The organism is Rhizobium lusitanum (assembly GCF_014189535.1).
Classification (GTDB): Bacteria; Pseudomonadota; Alphaproteobacteria; order Rhizobiales; family Rhizobiaceae; genus Rhizobium; species Rhizobium lusitanum_C.
The window spans coordinates 2,774,289-2,792,141 of sequence record NZ_CP050308.1 but is presented as its reverse complement, the minus strand read 5'-3'; the positions used below and the strand labels follow the sequence as shown (position 1 = coordinate 2,792,141).

General features: G+C 60.0%; 14 protein-coding genes. 8 read left to right on the top strand and 6 right to left on the bottom strand.

The window, feature by feature from the left end; genetic code table 11:
• Nucleotides 1–18 precede the first annotated feature (18 nt).
• The 4 genes from HB780_RS27130 to HB780_RS27115 all read right to left on the bottom strand — a co-directional run bounded on the left by HB780_RS27130 (nt 19) and on the right by HB780_RS27115 (nt 3,458).
• Nucleotides 19–876 carry a carbohydrate ABC transporter permease gene (locus HB780_RS27130; protein WP_183690756.1) on the bottom strand — a complete coding sequence of 286 codons (858 nt, stop codon included), beginning with the start codon at nt 874–876 and terminating at the stop codon, nt 19–21.
• On the bottom strand, nt 873–1,757 hold the full coding sequence (locus HB780_RS27125; protein WP_183690754.1) for a carbohydrate ABC transporter permease: 885 nt from the start codon (nt 1,755–1,757) through the stop codon (nt 873–875). The genes HB780_RS27130 and HB780_RS27125 overlap by 4 nt, the downstream gene beginning before the upstream one ends.
• 13 nt (nt 1,758–1,770) lie before the next feature.
• Complete coding sequence (locus HB780_RS27120; RefSeq protein ID WP_183690752.1) at nt 1,771–2,931, bottom strand: Gfo/Idh/MocA family protein; 1,161 nt, start codon at nt 2,929–2,931, stop codon at nt 1,771–1,773.
• A gap of 194 nt (nt 2,932–3,125) precedes the next feature.
• Nucleotides 3,126–3,458, bottom strand: coding sequence for a hypothetical protein (locus HB780_RS27115; protein WP_183690750.1), 333 nt, complete (start codon nt 3,456–3,458; stop codon nt 3,126–3,128).
• A 292-nt stretch (nt 3,459–3,750) separates the two neighbouring features.
• On the opposite strand from HB780_RS27115, the gene HB780_RS27110 reads away from it, so the two are divergent.
• Nucleotides 3,751–4,590 (top strand): glycosyltransferase family 25 protein, encoded by an 840-nt coding sequence (locus HB780_RS27110; protein WP_183690748.1) that lies wholly within the window; start codon nt 3,751–3,753, stop codon nt 4,588–4,590.
• Here the strand turns inward: HB780_RS27110 and HB780_RS27105 are convergent.
• Entirely contained in the window at nt 4,587–6,575 is a 1,989-nt protein-coding gene (locus HB780_RS27105) for a polysaccharide biosynthesis protein (protein WP_183690746.1), read from the bottom strand. The genes HB780_RS27110 and HB780_RS27105 overlap by 4 nt on opposite strands.
• A 215-nt stretch (nt 6,576–6,790) precedes the next feature.
• Nucleotides 6,791–8,464, bottom strand: coding sequence for a GumC family protein (locus tag HB780_RS27100; RefSeq protein ID WP_183690745.1), 1,674 nt, complete (start codon nt 8,462–8,464; stop codon nt 6,791–6,793).
• A 209-nt stretch (nt 8,465–8,673) separates the two neighbouring features.
• Here HB780_RS27100 and HB780_RS27095 point away from each other — a divergent pair, with 209 nt between their 5' ends.
• From HB780_RS27095 to HB780_RS27065, 7 genes are all read left to right on the top strand, one after another.
• Entirely contained in the window at nt 8,674–9,753 is a 1,080-nt protein-coding gene (locus HB780_RS27095) for a glycoside hydrolase family 5 protein (RefSeq protein ID WP_183690743.1), read from the top strand.
• An 86-nt stretch (nt 9,754–9,839) separates the two neighbouring features.
• The gene (locus HB780_RS27090; protein WP_183690741.1) at nt 9,840–11,075 is read left to right on the top strand and encodes a hypothetical protein; all 1,236 of its coding nucleotides are present in this window, start codon (nt 9,840–9,842) and stop codon (nt 11,073–11,075) included.
• A 166-nt stretch (nt 11,076–11,241) separates the two neighbouring features.
• Entirely contained in the window at nt 11,242–12,126 is an 885-nt protein-coding gene (gene purU, locus HB780_RS27085) for a formyltetrahydrofolate deformylase (RefSeq protein WP_183690739.1), read from the top strand.
• Nucleotides 12,127–12,212: 86 nt separating this feature from the next.
• Entirely contained in the window at nt 12,213–12,770 is a 558-nt protein-coding gene (locus tag HB780_RS27080) for a hypothetical protein (RefSeq protein WP_286203078.1), read from the top strand.
• A gap of 132 nt (nt 12,771–12,902) precedes the next feature.
• Complete coding sequence (locus HB780_RS27075; protein WP_183690737.1) at nt 12,903–15,830, top strand: aminotransferase; 2,928 nt, start codon at nt 12,903–12,905, stop codon at nt 15,828–15,830.
• Nucleotides 15,831–16,343: 513 nt separating this feature from the next.
• A complete protein-coding gene (locus tag HB780_RS27070) occupies nt 16,344–16,538 on the top strand; it encodes a hypothetical protein (RefSeq protein WP_007701777.1) in 195 nt (64 codons plus the stop codon).
• A gap of 315 nt (nt 16,539–16,853) precedes the next feature.
• Nucleotides 16,854–17,852, top strand: a complete 999-nt coding sequence (locus HB780_RS27065; RefSeq protein WP_183690735.1) for a P1 family peptidase — start codon at nt 16,854–16,856, stop codon at nt 17,850–17,852.
• Nucleotide 17,853 lies beyond the last annotated feature (1 nt).

Below are 17,853 nucleotides of genomic sequence, written 5' to 3'. Positions count from 1 at the left end.
TAGTGGTTATTGTCTAGCTTATTGCTTTACCGCGCCGGCGGTCAGACCGCTGACGAGATAGCGTTGCAGGAAGAAGATCACGACCAGCGCCGGCGCTATGCCGACGAAGCTTGCAGCCATGAGTTCGTTCCAGACGACCTCCTGCCGGCCGAAATAGGCGAACAACCCAACCGGCAGCGGCATGTATTCGGTCTTCGAATTGAAGGTGAGCGCATAGATGAACTGCTGCGCATAGGCCTCGATGAAAGAGGAAATCGCCACCACGACGATGCCCGGCATGGCGATCGGCAGGATGACCCGACGCAGCGTATAGAGCTGGCTCGCGCCATCGACATAGGCGGCCTCGTCCAGCTCCCGGGGGATGCGCCGCATATAAGTGTGCAGCAGCCAGATTCCGGTCGGGATGATGAAGGCCACGCCCGGCACGATCATGGCAAAATAGGTGTTGAGCACACCGAAGGAACGCATAAGCCGGAACAGCGGGATCAGGAGGACGGCGCCGGAGAACATCTTGACGGCAAGAAAAGCGCCGAGCAGCAGGCCCGCGCCCCTGAACTCGAAGCGAGCGAAGGCATAGGCCGCCGGCACCGCAAGTATCAGCACGATAATGGTGATCGAGCCCGATATCAGGAAGGAGTTGAAAATATACCAGCCGAAGCCCGGCACGCTGGTCCACATCGTTCGATAGGCCTCGAACGACCCGTTTTCTGGAATGAAGCGGTAAGGTGACGAAAAAAGCTGGCTGAGCGGCTTCAGCGACACCAGAAACCCTTCGACGAAGGGCGCCAGAACGAAGGTGAGGAACAGCAGGATTCCGGCATAAATCCCGACGAGCTCGTACCATCTGTAGCGATTGATCATCATCTGCTGGCTCATCGCTTGGCTCCTGCTGAAAAGCGGCTGGTCAGGCGGAAATAGGCGAGGCAGAAGAGCGACAGGAAGATGCAGATCAGGACTGCGCGAGCCGAGCCTTCCCCGTATTTGTACGACCCGATCGCCGTGCGATAGGTGTCGATGATCATCGTCGTCGTCTCGCCGTTCGGGCCGCCGCGCGTCAAGATCCAGATGATGTCGAAGGAGTTGAACGTCGAGATCAGGGACAGCATCGACATGGTGACCATCGAGGGCACCATGAGCGGCAGTGTGATGCGGCGGAGACGATAGAAGCGGCCGGCACCATCAGTCCAGGCGGCCTCATGGAGATCCTGCGGGATCGCCTGCATAGCCGCGAGCATATACAGCGTCACCATAGGCACGCCGATCCAGACGTCCGTGATGATTGTCGCCCAGAAGGCAGTACTGCCATAGGCGAGAAAGGCAACCGGGCTATCGACAAGGCCGAAGCGTTGCAGCAGGCCAGAAATCATGCCGAACTGACCGTTATACATCCACCCCCACATGAAGATGCCGATGGCCATCGGTACGACCCAGGGCGGCATGGTCAATACCCGGAACAGGGCGCGGCCGGGGACCGCAGCGTTCAGCAACATCGCGCCGCAGGTCCCGATGATCATCTTGATCGACACGGAAAAAAAGGTCCAGATGAAGGTCCGGACGATCACCGAACCGAAGGTGTCGTTGAATATCTTCGCATAATTTTCAAAGCCGACCCAGTTCGTCACCTTCTTCAGCGAAGCATCGGTGAAGGACAGGATGACGGTGTCGACCAGCGGATAGGCAACGATGACGACAACGTAAAGGACAGCCGGAAGAAGCAGGAGCCAGGCGAAGATGACCGTGCTGCGTTGAACACCCATCTTGCGCCCCTCCCTATGCGGCTCGAGAATGCAGTGCTTCGTCGAACCTGTCCCAGACGGGACGCAGATCCACGACCGTCTTCTTCATGCGCGCCTCGTCCATGGACAGCGCCAGAATGCCGGCTTCCAGCGCGTTCAGGGTCGAGACCGGCAAATGCAGACCGGTTCTTACATGTGCCATGATGTCGGCGGCCATCTGTTCGTCGGCGCCGTAATGCTGGGAAAGCGTCGTTCGGTTCGCGTATGTCTTCTCGATCACCTTGTTGCCGGTGAGCATTTCATGGACATTGAAGTAACCACGGATGAAATCGCCCTCGGCCATGCCGCGCGAGCCCATAATGGCAAAGCGACGGAACTGGTCCGGCACGTTGATATTGGTATGGAAATTCATGCCGACGCCATTGGCGTATTCGACGATCGCCACCTGATAATCGATGATGTCGCCATCGCTGTCGAAGACCTTGTCCGATCCCATCCAGCCACTCGGCTTGCGATGGAACATTTCCAGGTCATTGATCCCTTCTTTGGCGGGATCATTTTCCGGAATAAAGCTCTTTCGTCCGCCGAAACTGGCGACGCGTTCGGGACGCGCTCCGATCACGCCATTATAGAGATCGAGGTCGTGGCAGCATTTCTCCAACATGAAGCTGCCGGAATAATGCTCGTAGCGGCGCCAGTCGCGCATGAAGAAGGCGCCGTGATAGGGCTCGATATGCTCGGACGCCTCGATCGAAACGATATTGCCGAGCTTGCCTTCGGCTTGCGCGGCCCGGAGGTCGCGATACATCGGCGCGTAACGCAACACGAGACCGACATTGAGTTGCTCATGACCGAATTTCGCCATCAGGCGAGCGAGCTCGATGCTGTGCTCGATGGTGGTGACGACCGGTTTTTCTGAGAAAATCTTCAGACCGGCTTCAAGGCCGATGCGAATGTGATCGAGATGCATATGGTTCGGCGAGCCGATCATCAGCAAATCGAGCTTTTCGTTGGCAATCAGCTCTTGGGGAGTGGCATAAGCCTTGCCGGCCGAAATGCCCTGCTCGATCAAACCGGGCAAGCCTGCCGGCGCCGGATCAACATAGCCCGCGATTTCGAAATTCTCGTCGATCGCTTTGAAAACATAGCCCAGATATCCCAGACGGAATCCGAGCCCAATAATTCCCACTCGCATACTCGTATCGTTCCCACGACGTAATTTATTTTCGTCAACTTGGGACAAATTTTCGCATTCGTCAACGCGCTTCGGTAAAATACTGGAAAAGATGAAATTTATTTTCAGATTGACGCATAAACCTGCGCAGATGGTAGGCGGCCGATTGCGTCAGATTTGATGTTTCTGCCGATTATTTCGGCAAGGCGGAACCGTTATCTGTCCGGGCCGTTGTACTGCCAATATTGATAGTTAGGTTTGCCGGTACCCACGGAGATCACGCCATTCTGCTCACAGACGTAACCGAGGCGCGGCAAGCCACGCCGGAAGATACCGTCGTGAAAACCGCGAAAGTCCACCGTTGTCGTGCGGCATTGGAACTTTTCGTCCTCGGCCATTTTCGGCGCGGTCACTCCGGGCAGGTTCTTATAGGGATAGACAGGACGGACATGGGGCTTGGGAAGCAGCGGATTATCGGCAAGAGCCGCAACCGGCATGGCGCTTGCTAGGAGCAAAGCAGCAATGACGATTTTCGATCTGGTCCACATGGCGCTCTACAATCCTTCCGCAAGCTCGAACACGACGATGGCTGTGTCGCGTAGCCTGAATATAATATCGCTCGCGCAACGCGCCAACAGGCGAGCCGGGAAAATCGGCCTCGGGAACACATACGTGAACGATGGGCTGTTCACGGTAAGTTACGGCAGTGAAAATGCTTTTACCTCAACATGGGGAATTGTCATACAAACCGAGTTTGAGAAAAGTAAGAAGCTTGTTATATATTAATGAGTGTGTCGCTATAGTTTATCGTTATCAAATTTTCTACTTGTGGGAGCAAAGGTGATTCTCGAACAGGCCAATCGGATCATCCAACACACGCAAGCACCCGGCGCAGACAGTCTGGCACGACAGATCTGCATCTATGTCATCAATCTCGATCGCTCTCGCGAGCGCTGGGAAAGATTGTGTGGGCAGGCCACTCAATATGGCCTGAATGTCGTACGGGTTACCGCGATCGACGGAGCCAAGATTCCGGCAGGCGAACGCCTCGATTTCCAGGCACAGCAATTCGTCTATCACAATGGGCGCAAGCCGTTGGCCGGTGAATATGGCTGCTATCGCAGCCATCTGCTTGCGCTCCAGCAATTCATCGACAGCGGCGACAAGATGGCGATCATCATGGAGGACGATGTCGAGCTAAACGAAAGGCTGATCCCGCGTGCGCTGTCCGCCATGGATAGCGTCTGTGGCGCGCGTCTGGTGAAGCTCGTCAACCACCGGCTGGTTGGGTTCAAACCGCTATCGGAAACCACGGAAAGCGATATCGTCGGCCGCTGCATGCATGGACCACAGGGGTCGGCTGCATGTTACATCGTCAACCGTGCGGCCGCGAAGAAGCTGCTGGTCACGTTGAAGCCGATGCTTCTGCCCTATGACGTCGCGCTCGAGCGTGGCTGGTCAACGGGGGTCGAAACTTTCTCCACCCTTGAAAACCTGGCGGACTTCAGCCCGCATCGCGCCGATACGACGATCGGCAAGCGCGTACATTATCGCGCCGTGAAGCGGCATTTCCTGTTGCGGGCAACAACCTACTGGTTCCGCGCCTGCGATCAGCTTCGTCGTTGGCACTATACCGTGAAGGCCAAGCCTCAGCCGACCTCGGAAACCACTGAGACCTAAGGCGACAGCCGGACGATGTTGTCGAAATTCGGCTCGTCGAGAGGCAAATCCATCTCGCGCTCGCGGAAGACGAGATCGACCACCTCACCGCTAGGTGTATAGCCGGACACCAGATTCTGCAGCAGGCCCCTAGCCAATGGTACGTCATTTTCATCAAGCGCCGCCTCAAGCGCGGCAAGCTTCTTTGACAGTTCCGGCCAGGGCAGGAAATCTTCCTTGGCCCGCATGATGCGCGGATGGCTCGTCGACTGCGGATTGTCGCCGATCAACAGCTCTTCATAGAGTTTCTCGCCCGGTCTCAGGCCGGTGATCTCCAGTTCGATATCTCCCTCCGGCTCATCCTCGTCCCTGACCGTCAGGCCGGACAATTCCACCATGCGGCGCGCGAGATCGGCAATACGCACCGGTTCGCCCATGTCGAGCAGGAAGACGTCGCCGCCGCCGGACATGGCGCCGGCCTGGATGACAAGCTGCGATGCCTCTGGGATGGTCATGAAATAGCGGGTGATATCGGGATGCGTCAGCGTGATCGGGCCGCCGTCGCGGATCTGCTGGCGGAAGAGCGGCACGACGGAGCCGGAAGAGCCGAGCACGTTGCCGAAACGGACCATGGCGAAATTGGTACCGACGGCGCCGGGCTTGCGGTCCGCATCCATCGCCTGCAGCACCATCTCCGCCAATCGCTTGCTGGCGCCCATGACATTGGTCGGGCGCACGGCCTTGTCGGTGCTGATCAGCACGAAGTCCTCGACACCGCAGTCACGCGCCACTTCGGCGGTGGTCAGCGTTCCCATGACATTGTTGCGGACACCTTCGACGGGATTGTATTCGACGAGCGGCACATGCTTGTAGGCGGCGGCATGATAGACGGTCTTCGGCTGCCATGCCTCCATGATCCGCTTCAGCCTTCGGCCATCGCGGATAGAGGCCAGGAAAGGGATGATGCGGATATCGCTGTTTCCCGATGTCGCCGCCAACTTCTCAAGCTCACCGTGAATGGCGTAGAGTCCGAATTCATTCTGCTCCACCAGCAGCAGGGAGGAAGGGCCGTTCTTCAGGATCTGGCGGCAAAGTTCGCTGCCGATCGAGCCGCCCGCGCCGGTCACCATGACGACCTTGCCACGAATATTCTTCTCGATCAGGGCGCGATCGGGCGCGATCACGTTGCGGCCAAGCAGGTCTTCGATATCGAGTTCGCGGAGATCGGAAACGGCCACACGCCCCTGAGCGAGCGCCGTCAGGTCCGGCATGGTGCGCACGGTGACGCGTGCCTTGCGCATGCTTTCCAGAATTTCGTTGCGGCGCTGGCGCGACGCATTCGGCAGCGCAAGCAGCACGCCCTTGATGTCGCCGGAGATCACCAGCGCCGGCAGATCGGTCGGATCGTAGATCGGCAGGCCGCCCATGATGCTGCCATGCAGATTACGGTCGTCATCGAGATAGCCGACGACATTTAGTTCGGCGCTGTTGGCAAGCGCGCCGGAAAGCTGGCGCCCGGAGGCGCCGGCGCCATAGATCAACACCTTGCCGAGCTGGTTGCGGTTCAAGAGCCGCTGATAGGCGTTGCCGAGCCAATAGCGGGTCCACATGCGCGACAGGCCGATGGCGATGAGCAGCAGCAACGGCTGCAGGATGCCGACCGTGCGCGGCACGCCGGGCACGCTGATCGCCGTAAAAATGGTCATGAAGGCGAGCGCATAGATCGCCACCGCCTTGACGACGGTCATGAAGGCCGACATGCCGGCGTAGCGGAAAATGGCGCGATAGAGGCCAAGGACGATGAAGATCGGGATGGCGACGAGGAGGGAAACGATCGCGGGCAGCCACTCGACACCCTCCAGGATCACCCAGTCGTCCAGACGGAGACAGTAGGCGAACCAGACCGTCAGCACGCACAGGCTGGCATCAACGAGCAGCGCTAGCGCGCGCTTGGTCGAGCGCGGCAGCGCCAGGAACGGCAGGACAAGCTTATCCGCGGGCACCATCGGTCAATTTCCCCTGGCGCCGGTCAACGGACCAGCATACCGCTTTTCTCGCATAAATTGCACCATCATGTATTGCACGACACAGCATGATTGTCTTTATGCTTCCATTAGCAAAATGCAAACACTCTCTGCGTCCATTCACTTTTAGAACAGCGCACGCGCAATTGCATCCCTGATCTTGAAGCGGACATCTAACGCAAAAAATGGCGACAATATTACTTTCCGAGATATCCGCGGATCACCGGATGCCGGAACAGGCCGGCGAGGACGGCAAAGGCCATGCCGAGCCCCATGCCGAACAACGCACCGGCGATCAATCCGGCCACCATCATCACCTTCCGGCTTGGCCCATCCGCCGTCAGCGGCGGTTCGGCTTCGGAAATAACCCGGATGTTGCTCTGTGACAGATCCCGGGCATCGCTGGTCTGGCCGGATCGCTTCAACAGCGCCTGGTACGCGTCGCGAGCGGCTGCAGCCTTGCGCTCGAGTTCGTTGAGGCCGACCAGCTTGCCTGATGTGTTGACCTGCGATGCCTTTTGCACCGAAAGTTCCTTGGCGATATCCTGCTCGGCCTTCTGCGCCTGATCGTAATCGGCGCGGGCCGAGGTCGTCTGCCGCTGCAACTCGCTGCGGATCTCGACCGAGAGACTATCCAGCGAAGATTTGGCGGCAAGCAGGCGGGGATGACGAGCGCCGAGCTGGCTTTGCAGACTGCCGACATTGGCGGCTAGTACCGCATATTGCTGACGCAGGCTGCTGAGCGAGGTGGATGCGGCCGTCGCCGTTGCCGAAGGGCCGTTGGAGACGACGTCCGTGAAACTCAGCCTGTCGGCGGCCTCGGCGCGTGCTTTCGCCTCAATCGTCTTTTGCTGCGCCACCACCAGCATGTCGTTGAGCGCGGTCAGGCGCTTGTCGGACATCAGGTTGCCTCCGACGGCAACCATATCGTTATCGGCCCGATAGGCCTCGGCCGCCTTTTCGGCGGCTCGCACCTGGTCGCGCAGATCCTCGAGCCTGCCATCCAGCGCGGTATTGCTGGTCTGATATGTGTTCGCCGCCGCCTTGCTCTCCTCCTCAATGAACGAGGTGACAAGCTGGTTGGCGATCCCGGCCGACTTTTGCGCATCGCGCGTCGTCACCTTCAACGACACGACATAGGTGCTGGCCTCGCGGGCAATCTGCACGGCCTTCGCCAAGACCGTCACTGCCATGTATTTCGCCGCCTCGCCACCGGCGCCGCCATTGAATTGCGGATCCTGATCGAGCTTCAGCGTATCCACGACCCGGGCCAGCACCTTGCCGGAGGACAGGATCTGCGTCTGGCTGTCGATCATCGTCAGGATCAGTTCCGGCGCGATCGGCGGCGACTGTGACGAATCGGCGCCGCCGGTTTGACGCGGATCGAAGTAGAGGCTGGTTTCAGCCGTGAATTTCTGCGGCAGCATCGGAATGACGGCCGCGCCCAGCACGGCCCCGGCCACGGCAAGCGCCAGAACCAGGAGCTTTTTTGCCCAGATCGAACGGACAGCAGAGCGCAGGTCGAGAAGCGGTGTCTCAGTATCAGGCGTCGGCGAGGCTATCTGTGGCGCAACGACGACAAGCGGCTCGGCAGCCGGGATCGCGGCAGCCACGGTTGGCTTGGTCGCCGGCGGCAGTGCGGCTTCCGGCTTGGGCTCAACCGTAGGCGGTGGTTCCGAATGCGCCGGGATTACCGGCGTTATGGCATCGGCCGGCTGCTCGGCGGCGACGGGCTGGACCTCATGGACGAAATCCCGCGGTCGCACCACCGGGCCGCGCAGGCGCAAGCCTTCGCCCTGCCCTTCGGACGGCTCGTTGCTGCGCCAACTCGGAAAGTGGCTCGATCGCTTGTTTCGTTCCAATGAACTCATACCAGACTTTCAGGGACCCGCTCGCGCGGATCCCACGCAACAGATGCGGGGAGTTTAGAAATGTTTGGCTAACGGACCATTAAGGACATTCCCAGGAAGTCCCCCGGCAAACGTCGGCAAGGGCCTGCAGAGCCCCTGTCTTCATCAATATTCAACCGGGCAGGCCTATGAAGCGGGCCAACAGGCGACAGGAAGAACGGGAGCTTGCAATGGCCGGACCGATGACGAGACTGCTGCGCCGATCGCTCGCGGCCATGGTTGTGCTCGCCGTCGTCGCTGAGGCCGACACTGGCCTTGCCGCATCGCAGCTCTGCTATCGCGGCATCAATCTTTCCGGCGCCGAATATGGCGACCGCGGCGGCGTACTCGGCACCAACTATATCTACCCTTCCGAAGACACGGTGCGCTATTTCGCGGGCAAGGGGATGAACGTGGTGCGCCTGCCCTTCCGCTGGGAGCGGCTGCAGCCCGTATTGAGCCAGCCGCTCGACGGAAAGGAGCTGCAAAGCCTCAAGGATGCCGTCGATCTCATTCAAAAGCATGGCATGGCCGTTGTCCTCGATCCGCATAATTACGGCTACTACGACAAGATCCAGCTCCCGCAGGTACCGGCGGGCGATCTTGCTTTTGGCGACTTCTGGGCGCGGCTCGCCGTCGAGTTCGCCAATCTCAAGGGTGTCTCCTTCGGCCTGATGAACGAGCCGCATGATATCAAGGCGCCCGATTGGCTGGAACTGGCCAACACGGCCATCCGCAGCATCCGCACCGTCGGCGCGCGCAACCTCATCCTCGTGCCCGGCACGAACTGGACCGGCGCGCATAGCTGGTCCGCCGATGTACTTGGCGGCGGCGCCAACGGCACCGTGATGCTCGGCGTCAAGGATCCCCTCGATTTCTACGCCTTCGAATTCCACCAGTATCTCGATGCGGACAGCTCCGGCACGCATCCGGCCTGTGACGGCAACGATAAGGCCATCAAAGGTCTGAACGACGTCACCGACTGGCTGCGCAAGAACGGCAAGCGCGGTTTCCTCGGTGAATTCGGCGTGGCCGGCAATGATGGCTGCCTCAAGGGCCTCAAACAGGTCCTCGGCGTCATGAACACCAATAGCGACGTCTGGCTCGGTTGGAGCTACTGGGCGGCCGGCGACTGGTGGGCGCCCGACGAGCCACTGAACGTCCAGCCGCACAACGGCCGCGACAAGCCACAGATGAAGGTACTGGCGGATGGCCTGAGCAGGAAAGCCTCGGTGGCACCATCATGCGCTCTCATCAAGCCCTCAAACTGACGGGCAGCGAGCGTCCGGCGCTTTGCCGCGAATCATCAGCCTGATATGGTGCCCACGGCCAGAGACGCCACGACCCCGGATATTTCATGCAAAGCTCAGGCGAAAAGCAGCCCATAAACTACGTCATTCTCGCCATCTCGCTGCTCGCGGTCCTGTATAATAGCATCCTCGCCTTCATCAATCATAACATCACACCGCTAACGCCAAACGCCGTGGTGATGAGCGAAGTGCTCCTGCAAGTGGCAAGCTTCGCCTATATATTGAAGAAGGGGATTTATGAGGAGGATATGGCGCCGCTCCTCTATCTGCTCCTGACCATCGTACTGACGGTCTTCGTCATCGCCATCAACAAGCAGCCCTATGTCGATCACCTTCGCAACGTGATGATCATCTTTGTGTTTTCCATCATGGGCAGGCTTTGCAACGAGCGCACGCTGAAGCTGGCTTTCAGGATTTCCTGCATTGCCGTGCTCGCCGTGCTCATCTGCGAAATCGTGTCGGTGACGGAATATGTCGCGCTCTTTCATCCGGCTGAATATTTCCAGAATACGCGCGGCGTGCCGCCCGCCACCTACAGCGATATCGGGCTGTTCCGTGGGGCGCTCGGGTTCGAGGGGCGGTTCTCCTTCGGCCTGATAGACCATCGCTCGTCATCCATCTTCCTGGAGCAGGTCTCGCTTGCCAATTTCTGCGGCGTGATGGTCCTCTACCTGATCAGCTTCTCCAGCCGGCTGCGACCGTCCGACAGGCTACTGTTCATATCGACCGTCATTCTGATCCTGCTGACGAACGACACACGCACGATGCTGATTTTCAGCCTCATCAGCATCGCCGGCTATTTCATCTATCCCTGGCTCCCCAAGCTGCTCGACCTTTTGACGATGCCCTTGATCATCCTCGTCGGGTTCGTCATCAACGCCCTCAAGCCGGGCGTTACCGGCGACAACTTCGTCGGTCGCATCAACGGTACGGTGAGAGCCTTCCTCGGCATGGACCTGCAGAGTACCATCGGCCTGCAGCTCGATCAGGTCGGCATCTTCTACGACAGCGGCTATGTCTACATCATATACGGCGCCACCATCTTCGGCCTGATCCTGTTCTGGCTCTATGCCTCGCTCTATCCCGGAGGCGAGACCGTCAATCAGCGGCGGCTCGGCCACGCTCTTTCCCTCTTCCTGTTCCTGAACCTGATGATCGGCTCCACGGCCATCTTCTCGATGAAGACGGCCGGGCTGGTCTGGCTGTTGGTGGGCTTCCTGAAATTCAACGAGGGCACGCAGGCAAAGCAGCCGCAGAGGCTCTCGCTCGCCACCAACAGCTAAGGCGGGGATGCGCCGTTCGAAGGCGCAACGGGAACGGTTTTTCCGATCATCTTGCCTAAAGTAGCCGTGGAAACATGGTTGAGGGGCATATTCCCCATAGTTTCGATTTGATTTAAGCAGGCGGGCGCCAAAACAAGCGGGCACACCGGCGGAAGAGAGAAGAGATATGACGCATTTCGTACTCACGGTATCGTGCCACTCGACGCGGGGGATTGTTGCGGCGATTGCCAACTATCTGGCGGATCAGGGCTGCAACATCGTCGATTCCAGCCAGTTCGACGATCTGGATACCGGCAAGTTCTTCATGCGGGTCAGTTTTGTGTCCGAAGAGGGCATCGGCCAGGAGGCGCTGCTTGAGGGCTTCAAGCCGATCGCGGCCAAATTCGAGATGGAGGCCGAGATCCACGATACCCAGAAGCGCATGAAGGTGCTGCTGATGGTCTCGCGCTTCGGTCATTGTCTGAATGACCTGCTCTACCGCTGGAAGATCGGCGCACTGCCGATCGACATCGTCGGTGTCGTCTCCAATCACTTTGAATACCAGAAGGTGGTGGTGAACCACGACATTCCCTTCCACCATATTCCGGTGACCAAGGCCAACAAGCCGCAGGCGGAAGCCCGGATCATGGATGTGGTCGAACAGACCGGCACCGAACTGATTGTGCTGGCCCGCTATATGCAGATCCTGTCGGATTCGATGTGCAGCAAGATGTCGGGACGGATCATCAACATCCACCATTCCTTCCTGCCGAGCTTCAAGGGAGCCAACCCCTATAAGCAGGCCTATGAGCGCGGCGTAAAGCTGATCGGGGCAACCGCGCATTATGTCACTGCCGATCTGGACGAGGGTCCGATCATCGAGCAGGACACGGCGCGGATCACGCATGCGCAGTCGGCGGACGATTACGTCTCGATCGGCCGTGATGTCGAAAGCCAGGTACTGGCGCGTGCCATCCACGCCCATATCCACTACCGCACCTTCCTCAACGGCAACCGCACCATCGTCTTCCCGGCAAGCCCGGGAAGCTATGCATCCGAGAGGATGGGGTAAGACGCGGTCGACCCCTGTTTTCTTTCCCCTCCAAAATACGATCTAATACGGCCGATATCGAATCGCCTGGCAGTGCGGAGGGGAAATTGCCGTCACACCTGAATAGAATCCTGCCGCTTTCGGCCCTTATCATGCTCGTGACGGCGCAAGGCTCGATCGCCGCCACGACCGAGGACGATCCCTTGAAGGTCGATCTCGCCAAGCTGGTCGAATGCACCAGCTACGATGTGCCGAGCTACAACGGCTTTGCCATGTGGCTGACCGGGCCTGGGAGCGTCGAGGCGATGAAGCTGATGGGCGTCACCGAGCTGCCGTCCGACAATCTCATGCTTCGGGAATTCAAGCTGGAGAAGCCGATCACCGTTTTCGGCCGACAGACCGACAGGGTTGCCTTCGCCCCCTCCGGTCCACTGGCCGTGCTCGATGAGGCCGATCCGCATCCGCTCGCCAAGCAGCTTGGCATCAAAGTTGCCGTCGACACACCAGGCAAGTTCCTTGGCGAAAAAGAGATCGTCTCCAGCAAGGAGCAACTGGAAAACTCCGACACGGTGCTGCATTCGCGCATAACCCTGAATGTCTCGACCGTCGACACCCATCCCGGCAAGACGCTGGCCGGCTGCAGCTATTCGATCGAGGTTGAGTGACGTCTGCACCTAGGCAGGCGCGATCGGTGGCCTATCTTCCATCCTATAGTCCGTTCACCCTGTTTGTTTTCGGTGATTATCTTTAGGACGGAATGGTTTAGTGTCGACTGAGATGAACCATCCGGGGGAGCCATGACCGACGCCGCGCTCGTCAATCGTATGCAACTGCCAAGACCGGACATCACGCCGGAGGAAGCAGCGGAACTCCTGCAGACGCACTACGGTCTGTCCGGAATGCTCACCGAACTTGGCAGCCAGCAGGATCGCAACTACCGCGTCGATACCGGCACGAACAACTATGTTCTGAAGGTCTGCCGGACCGAATATGACACGGTGGAGCTGGAGGCGCAGAATGCCGCCATCCGCCATCTACACGCCAAACCGGAGGCGCCGCGCGTCCCCAATATAGTGCCGTCGCTGAACGGCCGGGATATTCTCGCCGTCACCCTTCGCGAGCAGGATTATCTCGTTCGCCTGCTGAGCTACCTCCCCGGCCAATCGCTGACGCAGCGCAAGCATCTGCCGCTCGCCTCTATCGCGGCACTCGGCGCCCTCTCGGCGCGGCTTGCCCGCGAGCTCGCCGATTTCGACCATCCCGGCCTCCATCGCAATCTGCAATGGGACCTGCGACGCGCCGGACCGGTTGCCGTGCAGCTGCTGTCGGCGATCACGGATCACGACGCGCGCGACCGCATCGCCAAGGCGATGGTCGCAGCCGTCAAGCGGATCCAGCCGCTCGCGAGCGGACTTCGCGTGCAGCCCGTCCACCATGACGTCACCGACGACAATGTCGTCTGCCATCCGGACGCGCATGGCCAGCCCATCCCGGACGGGGTGATCGATTTCGGCGACATCATCCAGGGCTGGCTGGCGGGCGACCTCGCCGTTACCTGCGCCTCGCTGCTGCACCATGCCGAAGGCGACCCCTTCGTCGTCATCCCGGCCATCAAGGCCTATCACGCGGTCTATCCGCTCGAGGAAGCCGAACTGAAGGCGCTGTGGCCGCTGATCGTCGCCCGCGCCGTGATCCTTGCCGCTAGCGGCGAGCAGCAACTCTCTATCGACCCCGAGAACGATTATGTGCGCGGCAATCTCGAGCATGAACGCGAGATCTTCGAAGTCGCCACCGGCGCCGATCCGGACGTGATGGAAGCCGCCATCCTGCGTGCTGTCTCCATCGATATCGCCCCGATCGCCACTGAGGGCTGGTCAGCGCTGCTGCCGGATATCACGCCGGACACCATCGCCGCCGTCGATCTGTCCGCAACCAGCCCGCATTTTACTAACGGCAACTGGCGCAAGCCCGACATGGACTGGCGGCTGCTCGCCAAGGAAGCGGCAGCCTCCGGTACGGCGGCAACGCGTTATGGCGAATTCCGCCTGTCCCGCGGCGATCTCCTCGGCATGACGCCGCCGCAGAATTTTGCGCTGCATAGCGATGTCTGCCTGCCCGCCGGAACGACGGTCGCCGCTCCCTTTGCCGGACGCATCCAATGGGACGGCCAGCATCTGGTTCTGGTGAGCGACGCGGTCAGCCTGCATCTCGACGGTATCGATTGCACGCTGGAAGAAGGCGCCGAGATCGAACAGGGAGCGACCATCGGCACCATCGCCGGAGAGGGCTCGGCGGTCGGTGGCCTGCGCGTCCAGCTTTGTCGCTCGCCATCGCTGGTGCCGCCGCTCTTTGCCGTCGCGCATCAGGCGGATGGCTGGTCGGCCGTCTGCCCCTCGCCATCAGTCCTTCTGAATCCTGCCTGCGAAGCGCCGCGAGAAGACAGCGCAGCCCTGCTTGCGCGGCGCGAGGCGCATTTCGCCGGGCCGCAGAAGCATTATTACGAGATCCCGCCGCAAATTGAGCGCGGCTGGCGCGAATTCCTGTTCGACATGGAAGGCCGCGCCTATCTCGACATGGTCAACAACGTCACCATGCTCGGCCATGCGCATCCGCGCCTGACGGCGGCGGTCGAGCAACAATGGTCGCGGCTCAACACCAACTCCCGCTTCCACTACGCCGCTGTCACCGAGTTTTCCGAGCGGCTGGCGGCGCTGGCACCCGACGGTCTCGACAGCGTCTTCCTGGTCAACAGCGGCTCCGAGGCCAACGACCTCGCCATAAGGCTTGCCTGGGCGCATACGGGCAAAAAAAACATGTTGTGCCTGTTGGAGGCCTATCATGGCTGGACGCTGGCAAGCGACGCCGTCTCGACCTCCATCGCCGATAATCCGCAGGCGCTGACGACGCGGCCGGACTGGGTGCATCCCGTCGTTTCGCCCAATACCTATCGTGGCCCGTTCCTGGGTCCTGATTCGGGCGCGGACTACGTGGCCAGCGTTACGACGGTGCTGGAGGCAATCGACGAGAAGGGCGACGGCCTTGCCGGCTTTATCGCCGAACCGGTCTATGGCAATGCCGGCGGCATCGCGCTGCCGGACGGCTACCTCACCGACGTCTATGCCGCCGTGCGCGGGCGCGGCGGCCTCTGCATCGCCGACGAGGTGCAGGTGGGCTACGGCCGGCTCGGCCATCATTTCTGGGGCTTCGAGCAACAGGGCGTCGTGCCGGATATCATCACGATTGCCAAGGGCATGGGCAACGGTCATCCGCTCGGCGCGGTCATCACCCGTCGCGAGATTGCCGAATCGCTGGAAAAGGAAGGCTATTTCTTCTCCTCGGCCGGCGGCAGTCCGGTGAGCTCGGTCGTCGGCCTCACCGTGCTCGACATCATCAGGGACGAGGGCCTGCAGGAGAATGCCCGCGTGGTCGGCGATCATCTGAAGGCAGGGCTGGCAGCACTTATGGAGCGTTTTCCGTTGATCGGCGCGGTGCACGGCACGGGTCTTTATCTCGGCGTCGAGTTCGTCCGCAACCGCGAGACGCTGACGCCCGCCACGGAAGAAACGGCTGATATCTGCGACCGGCTGCTCGATCTCGGCGTCATCATGCAGCCGACCGGCGATCACCTGAATGTGTTGAAGATCAAACCGCCGCTTTGCCTTTCGGCCGAGAGCGCCGACTTCTTCGTTAAAGCCTTGGAAAAGGCTTTGGAAGATACAGTCTAATCTCTCCTGGCGGCGGCGTTAACCATTAGGGTAATTTAGCGGCGAGTGATTTTTAGTGCCTTTTGGGGATTGTCGAATCTCGCGGTAATTCCTATCTGTCTCTCGGTGATCGGCGATGCCGTTCCGCTACGGGAGGTTGCGCGGAGGTTGATACAACCATCCCCGTAATTAGCCAGGTACGGAATTATATTTTACCGATCGTCGATATTTTGACATCTTTCGGAATATGTTTCCGGAGATAGAATCGCTATTCTCTGCTAAGGTTGTAGACAATAGCACACCGGATCACCGGCTCCCTTGAGCGGAGCCAGAACAAGTACAACACCAACTAAGGAAAGTGACATGCTGAATATCAAGCTCATCGCCTCGATCCTTGGGTGGGCCGTGCTTGGCCATGACCGTTCGGGCGTGCTCTCCCGCCCGTGCTGTCGAATGTGACGTTCGTCCCCTAATCGGATTCAAACAGTCAATTCGTCGTGTCTGCGCCGCTAGGGTGCGGAGGGAGTGTTTTTTATGAAGAAGCAAGTTATCGAATATGCTGGCGTTCCCGTCGGCATCGTTATTCCGGATGAAGACCGGCTGAAGTTCATCGCCGTGAAATACCATGTCCATGATCTGGACGAACAGCGTTTCAGAAACACGGACGAGGTCAAGCTCGCCATCCGCGATCTCCTCTCACGCCAACAGGCTAAGCCGATCCACGTTTGATGGATCGGCTTAGCCGCCACTTTTGCATCCCCAAATCACCCATTACCCGCCCTCGCCCTTCGACAAGCTCAGGGTGAGAATTGATCTTCCGCACTCATAAACAAACCAATTTCGCTTCCGCTTCGGAAGTAAGCCGTAGTTCACCCGAGACAAAGGTCGCTCCGCCCTCATGGTGAGGAGGCCCACAGGGCCGTCTCGAACCACCAGGGTCGGCCCCAGCAGCACCACCTCCCACAAACCCATCTTGTCTTTTCCCCCTCTTTGCGATCCTATCGCCATGACAACCTCGCGCTTCGAAAGGCGAAGGATTTTTCATTGGCTGATCTACTCAATCTCCTGACCGACATCGACGGCCTCGCCGTCGGTCATTCCACAGACCTTGCGCTCGGCTCTGGCGTTACCGCCATCATCTTCGACGAGCCGGCGATTGCCTCCGGCTCCGTGCTTGGCGGCGCACCGGGCGGGCGGGACACGGCATTGCTCGATCCGGCGATGACCGTCAGCACGGTCGATGGCCTGGTGCTGTCGGGCGGCTCGGCCTTTGGGCTCGACGCGGCCGGCGGCGTGCAGGCGGGCCTGCGCGAGATCGGGCGGGGCCTACAGATCGGAACGGCGCTCATTCCCCTCGTGCCGCAGGCGATCCTCTTCGATCTCATCAATGGCGGTAACAAGGACTGGGGCCTGCATTCGCCCTATCGCGACATGGGTTACGCCGCCTTCGAGGCAGCGAAAAAGGGCACTTTTGCGCTCGGCACAGTTGGCGCTGGCACCGGCGCAACGACGGCGACGCTCAAGGGCGGCCTCGGCTCGGCCAGCGCCGTCAGCAGCCGGGGACACAGGATTGCGGCCATCGTTGCCGTCAATGCACTTGGCACCGCCACCATCGGCGACGGTCCGCATTTCTGGGCGGCCCCTTTTGAAGAAAATGGCGAATTCGGCGGGCTCGGCATGCCTGAGACCATCGACACGCGGCTGCGGCTGAAGGGCGGAAATGTCACGGCAACCACCATTGGCGCCATCGTCACCGATGCGCAGCTGACCAAGGCGGAAGCACATCGTCTGTCGATCTGCGGACATGACGGCCTTGCCCGCGCGCTTCTGCCGGCGCATCTGCCGCTCGACGGCGACACGGTTTTCGCCGCCTCCACCGCCAAGCATCCAAGAGACGACATGCCGAGCTTCATGGAGCTCTGCCACCTCGCCACCATCGTCATGGCGCGCGCGATTGCCCGCGGCGTATACGAGGCGACGGCGCTGCCGGTCGAGGGCGCGCAGCCGGCCTGGCGGGATCGCTTTCCCAACCGAACGGCCTAGC

Excerpts from the sequence above, each read along its gene's own strand:
- HB780_RS27130 (WP_183690756.1), bottom strand. The coding sequence starts at position 876 with ATGAGCCAGCAGATGATGATCAATCGCTACAGATGGTACGAGCTCGTC.
- HB780_RS27070 (WP_007701777.1), top strand. The coding sequence starts at position 16,344 with ATGAAGAAGCAAGTTATCGAATATGCTGGCGTTCCCGTCGGCATCGTT.
- HB780_RS27095 (WP_183690743.1), top strand. The coding sequence starts at position 8,674 with ATGGCCGGACCGATGACGAGACTGCTGCGCCGATCGCTCGCGGCCATG.
- HB780_RS27075 (WP_183690737.1), top strand. The coding sequence starts at position 12,903 with ATGACCGACGCCGCGCTCGTCAATCGTATGCAACTGCCAAGACCGGAC.
- HB780_RS27115 (WP_183690750.1), bottom strand. The coding sequence starts at position 3,458 with ATGTGGACCAGATCGAAAATCGTCATTGCTGCTTTGCTCCTAGCAAGC.
- HB780_RS27125 (WP_183690754.1), bottom strand. The coding sequence starts at position 1,757 with ATGGGTGTTCAACGCAGCACGGTCATCTTCGCCTGGCTCCTGCTTCTT.
- HB780_RS27090 (WP_183690741.1), top strand. The coding sequence starts at position 9,840 with ATGCAAAGCTCAGGCGAAAAGCAGCCCATAAACTACGTCATTCTCGCC.
- HB780_RS27100 (WP_183690745.1), bottom strand. The coding sequence starts at position 8,464 with ATGAGTTCATTGGAACGAAACAAGCGATCGAGCCACTTTCCGAGTTGG.
- purU (WP_183690739.1), top strand. The coding sequence starts at position 11,242 with ATGACGCATTTCGTACTCACGGTATCGTGCCACTCGACGCGGGGGATT.
- HB780_RS27120 (WP_183690752.1), bottom strand. The coding sequence starts at position 2,931 with ATGCGAGTGGGAATTATTGGGCTCGGATTCCGTCTGGGATATCTGGGC.
- HB780_RS27105 (WP_183690746.1), bottom strand. The coding sequence starts at position 6,575 with ATGGTGCCCGCGGATAAGCTTGTCCTGCCGTTCCTGGCGCTGCCGCGC.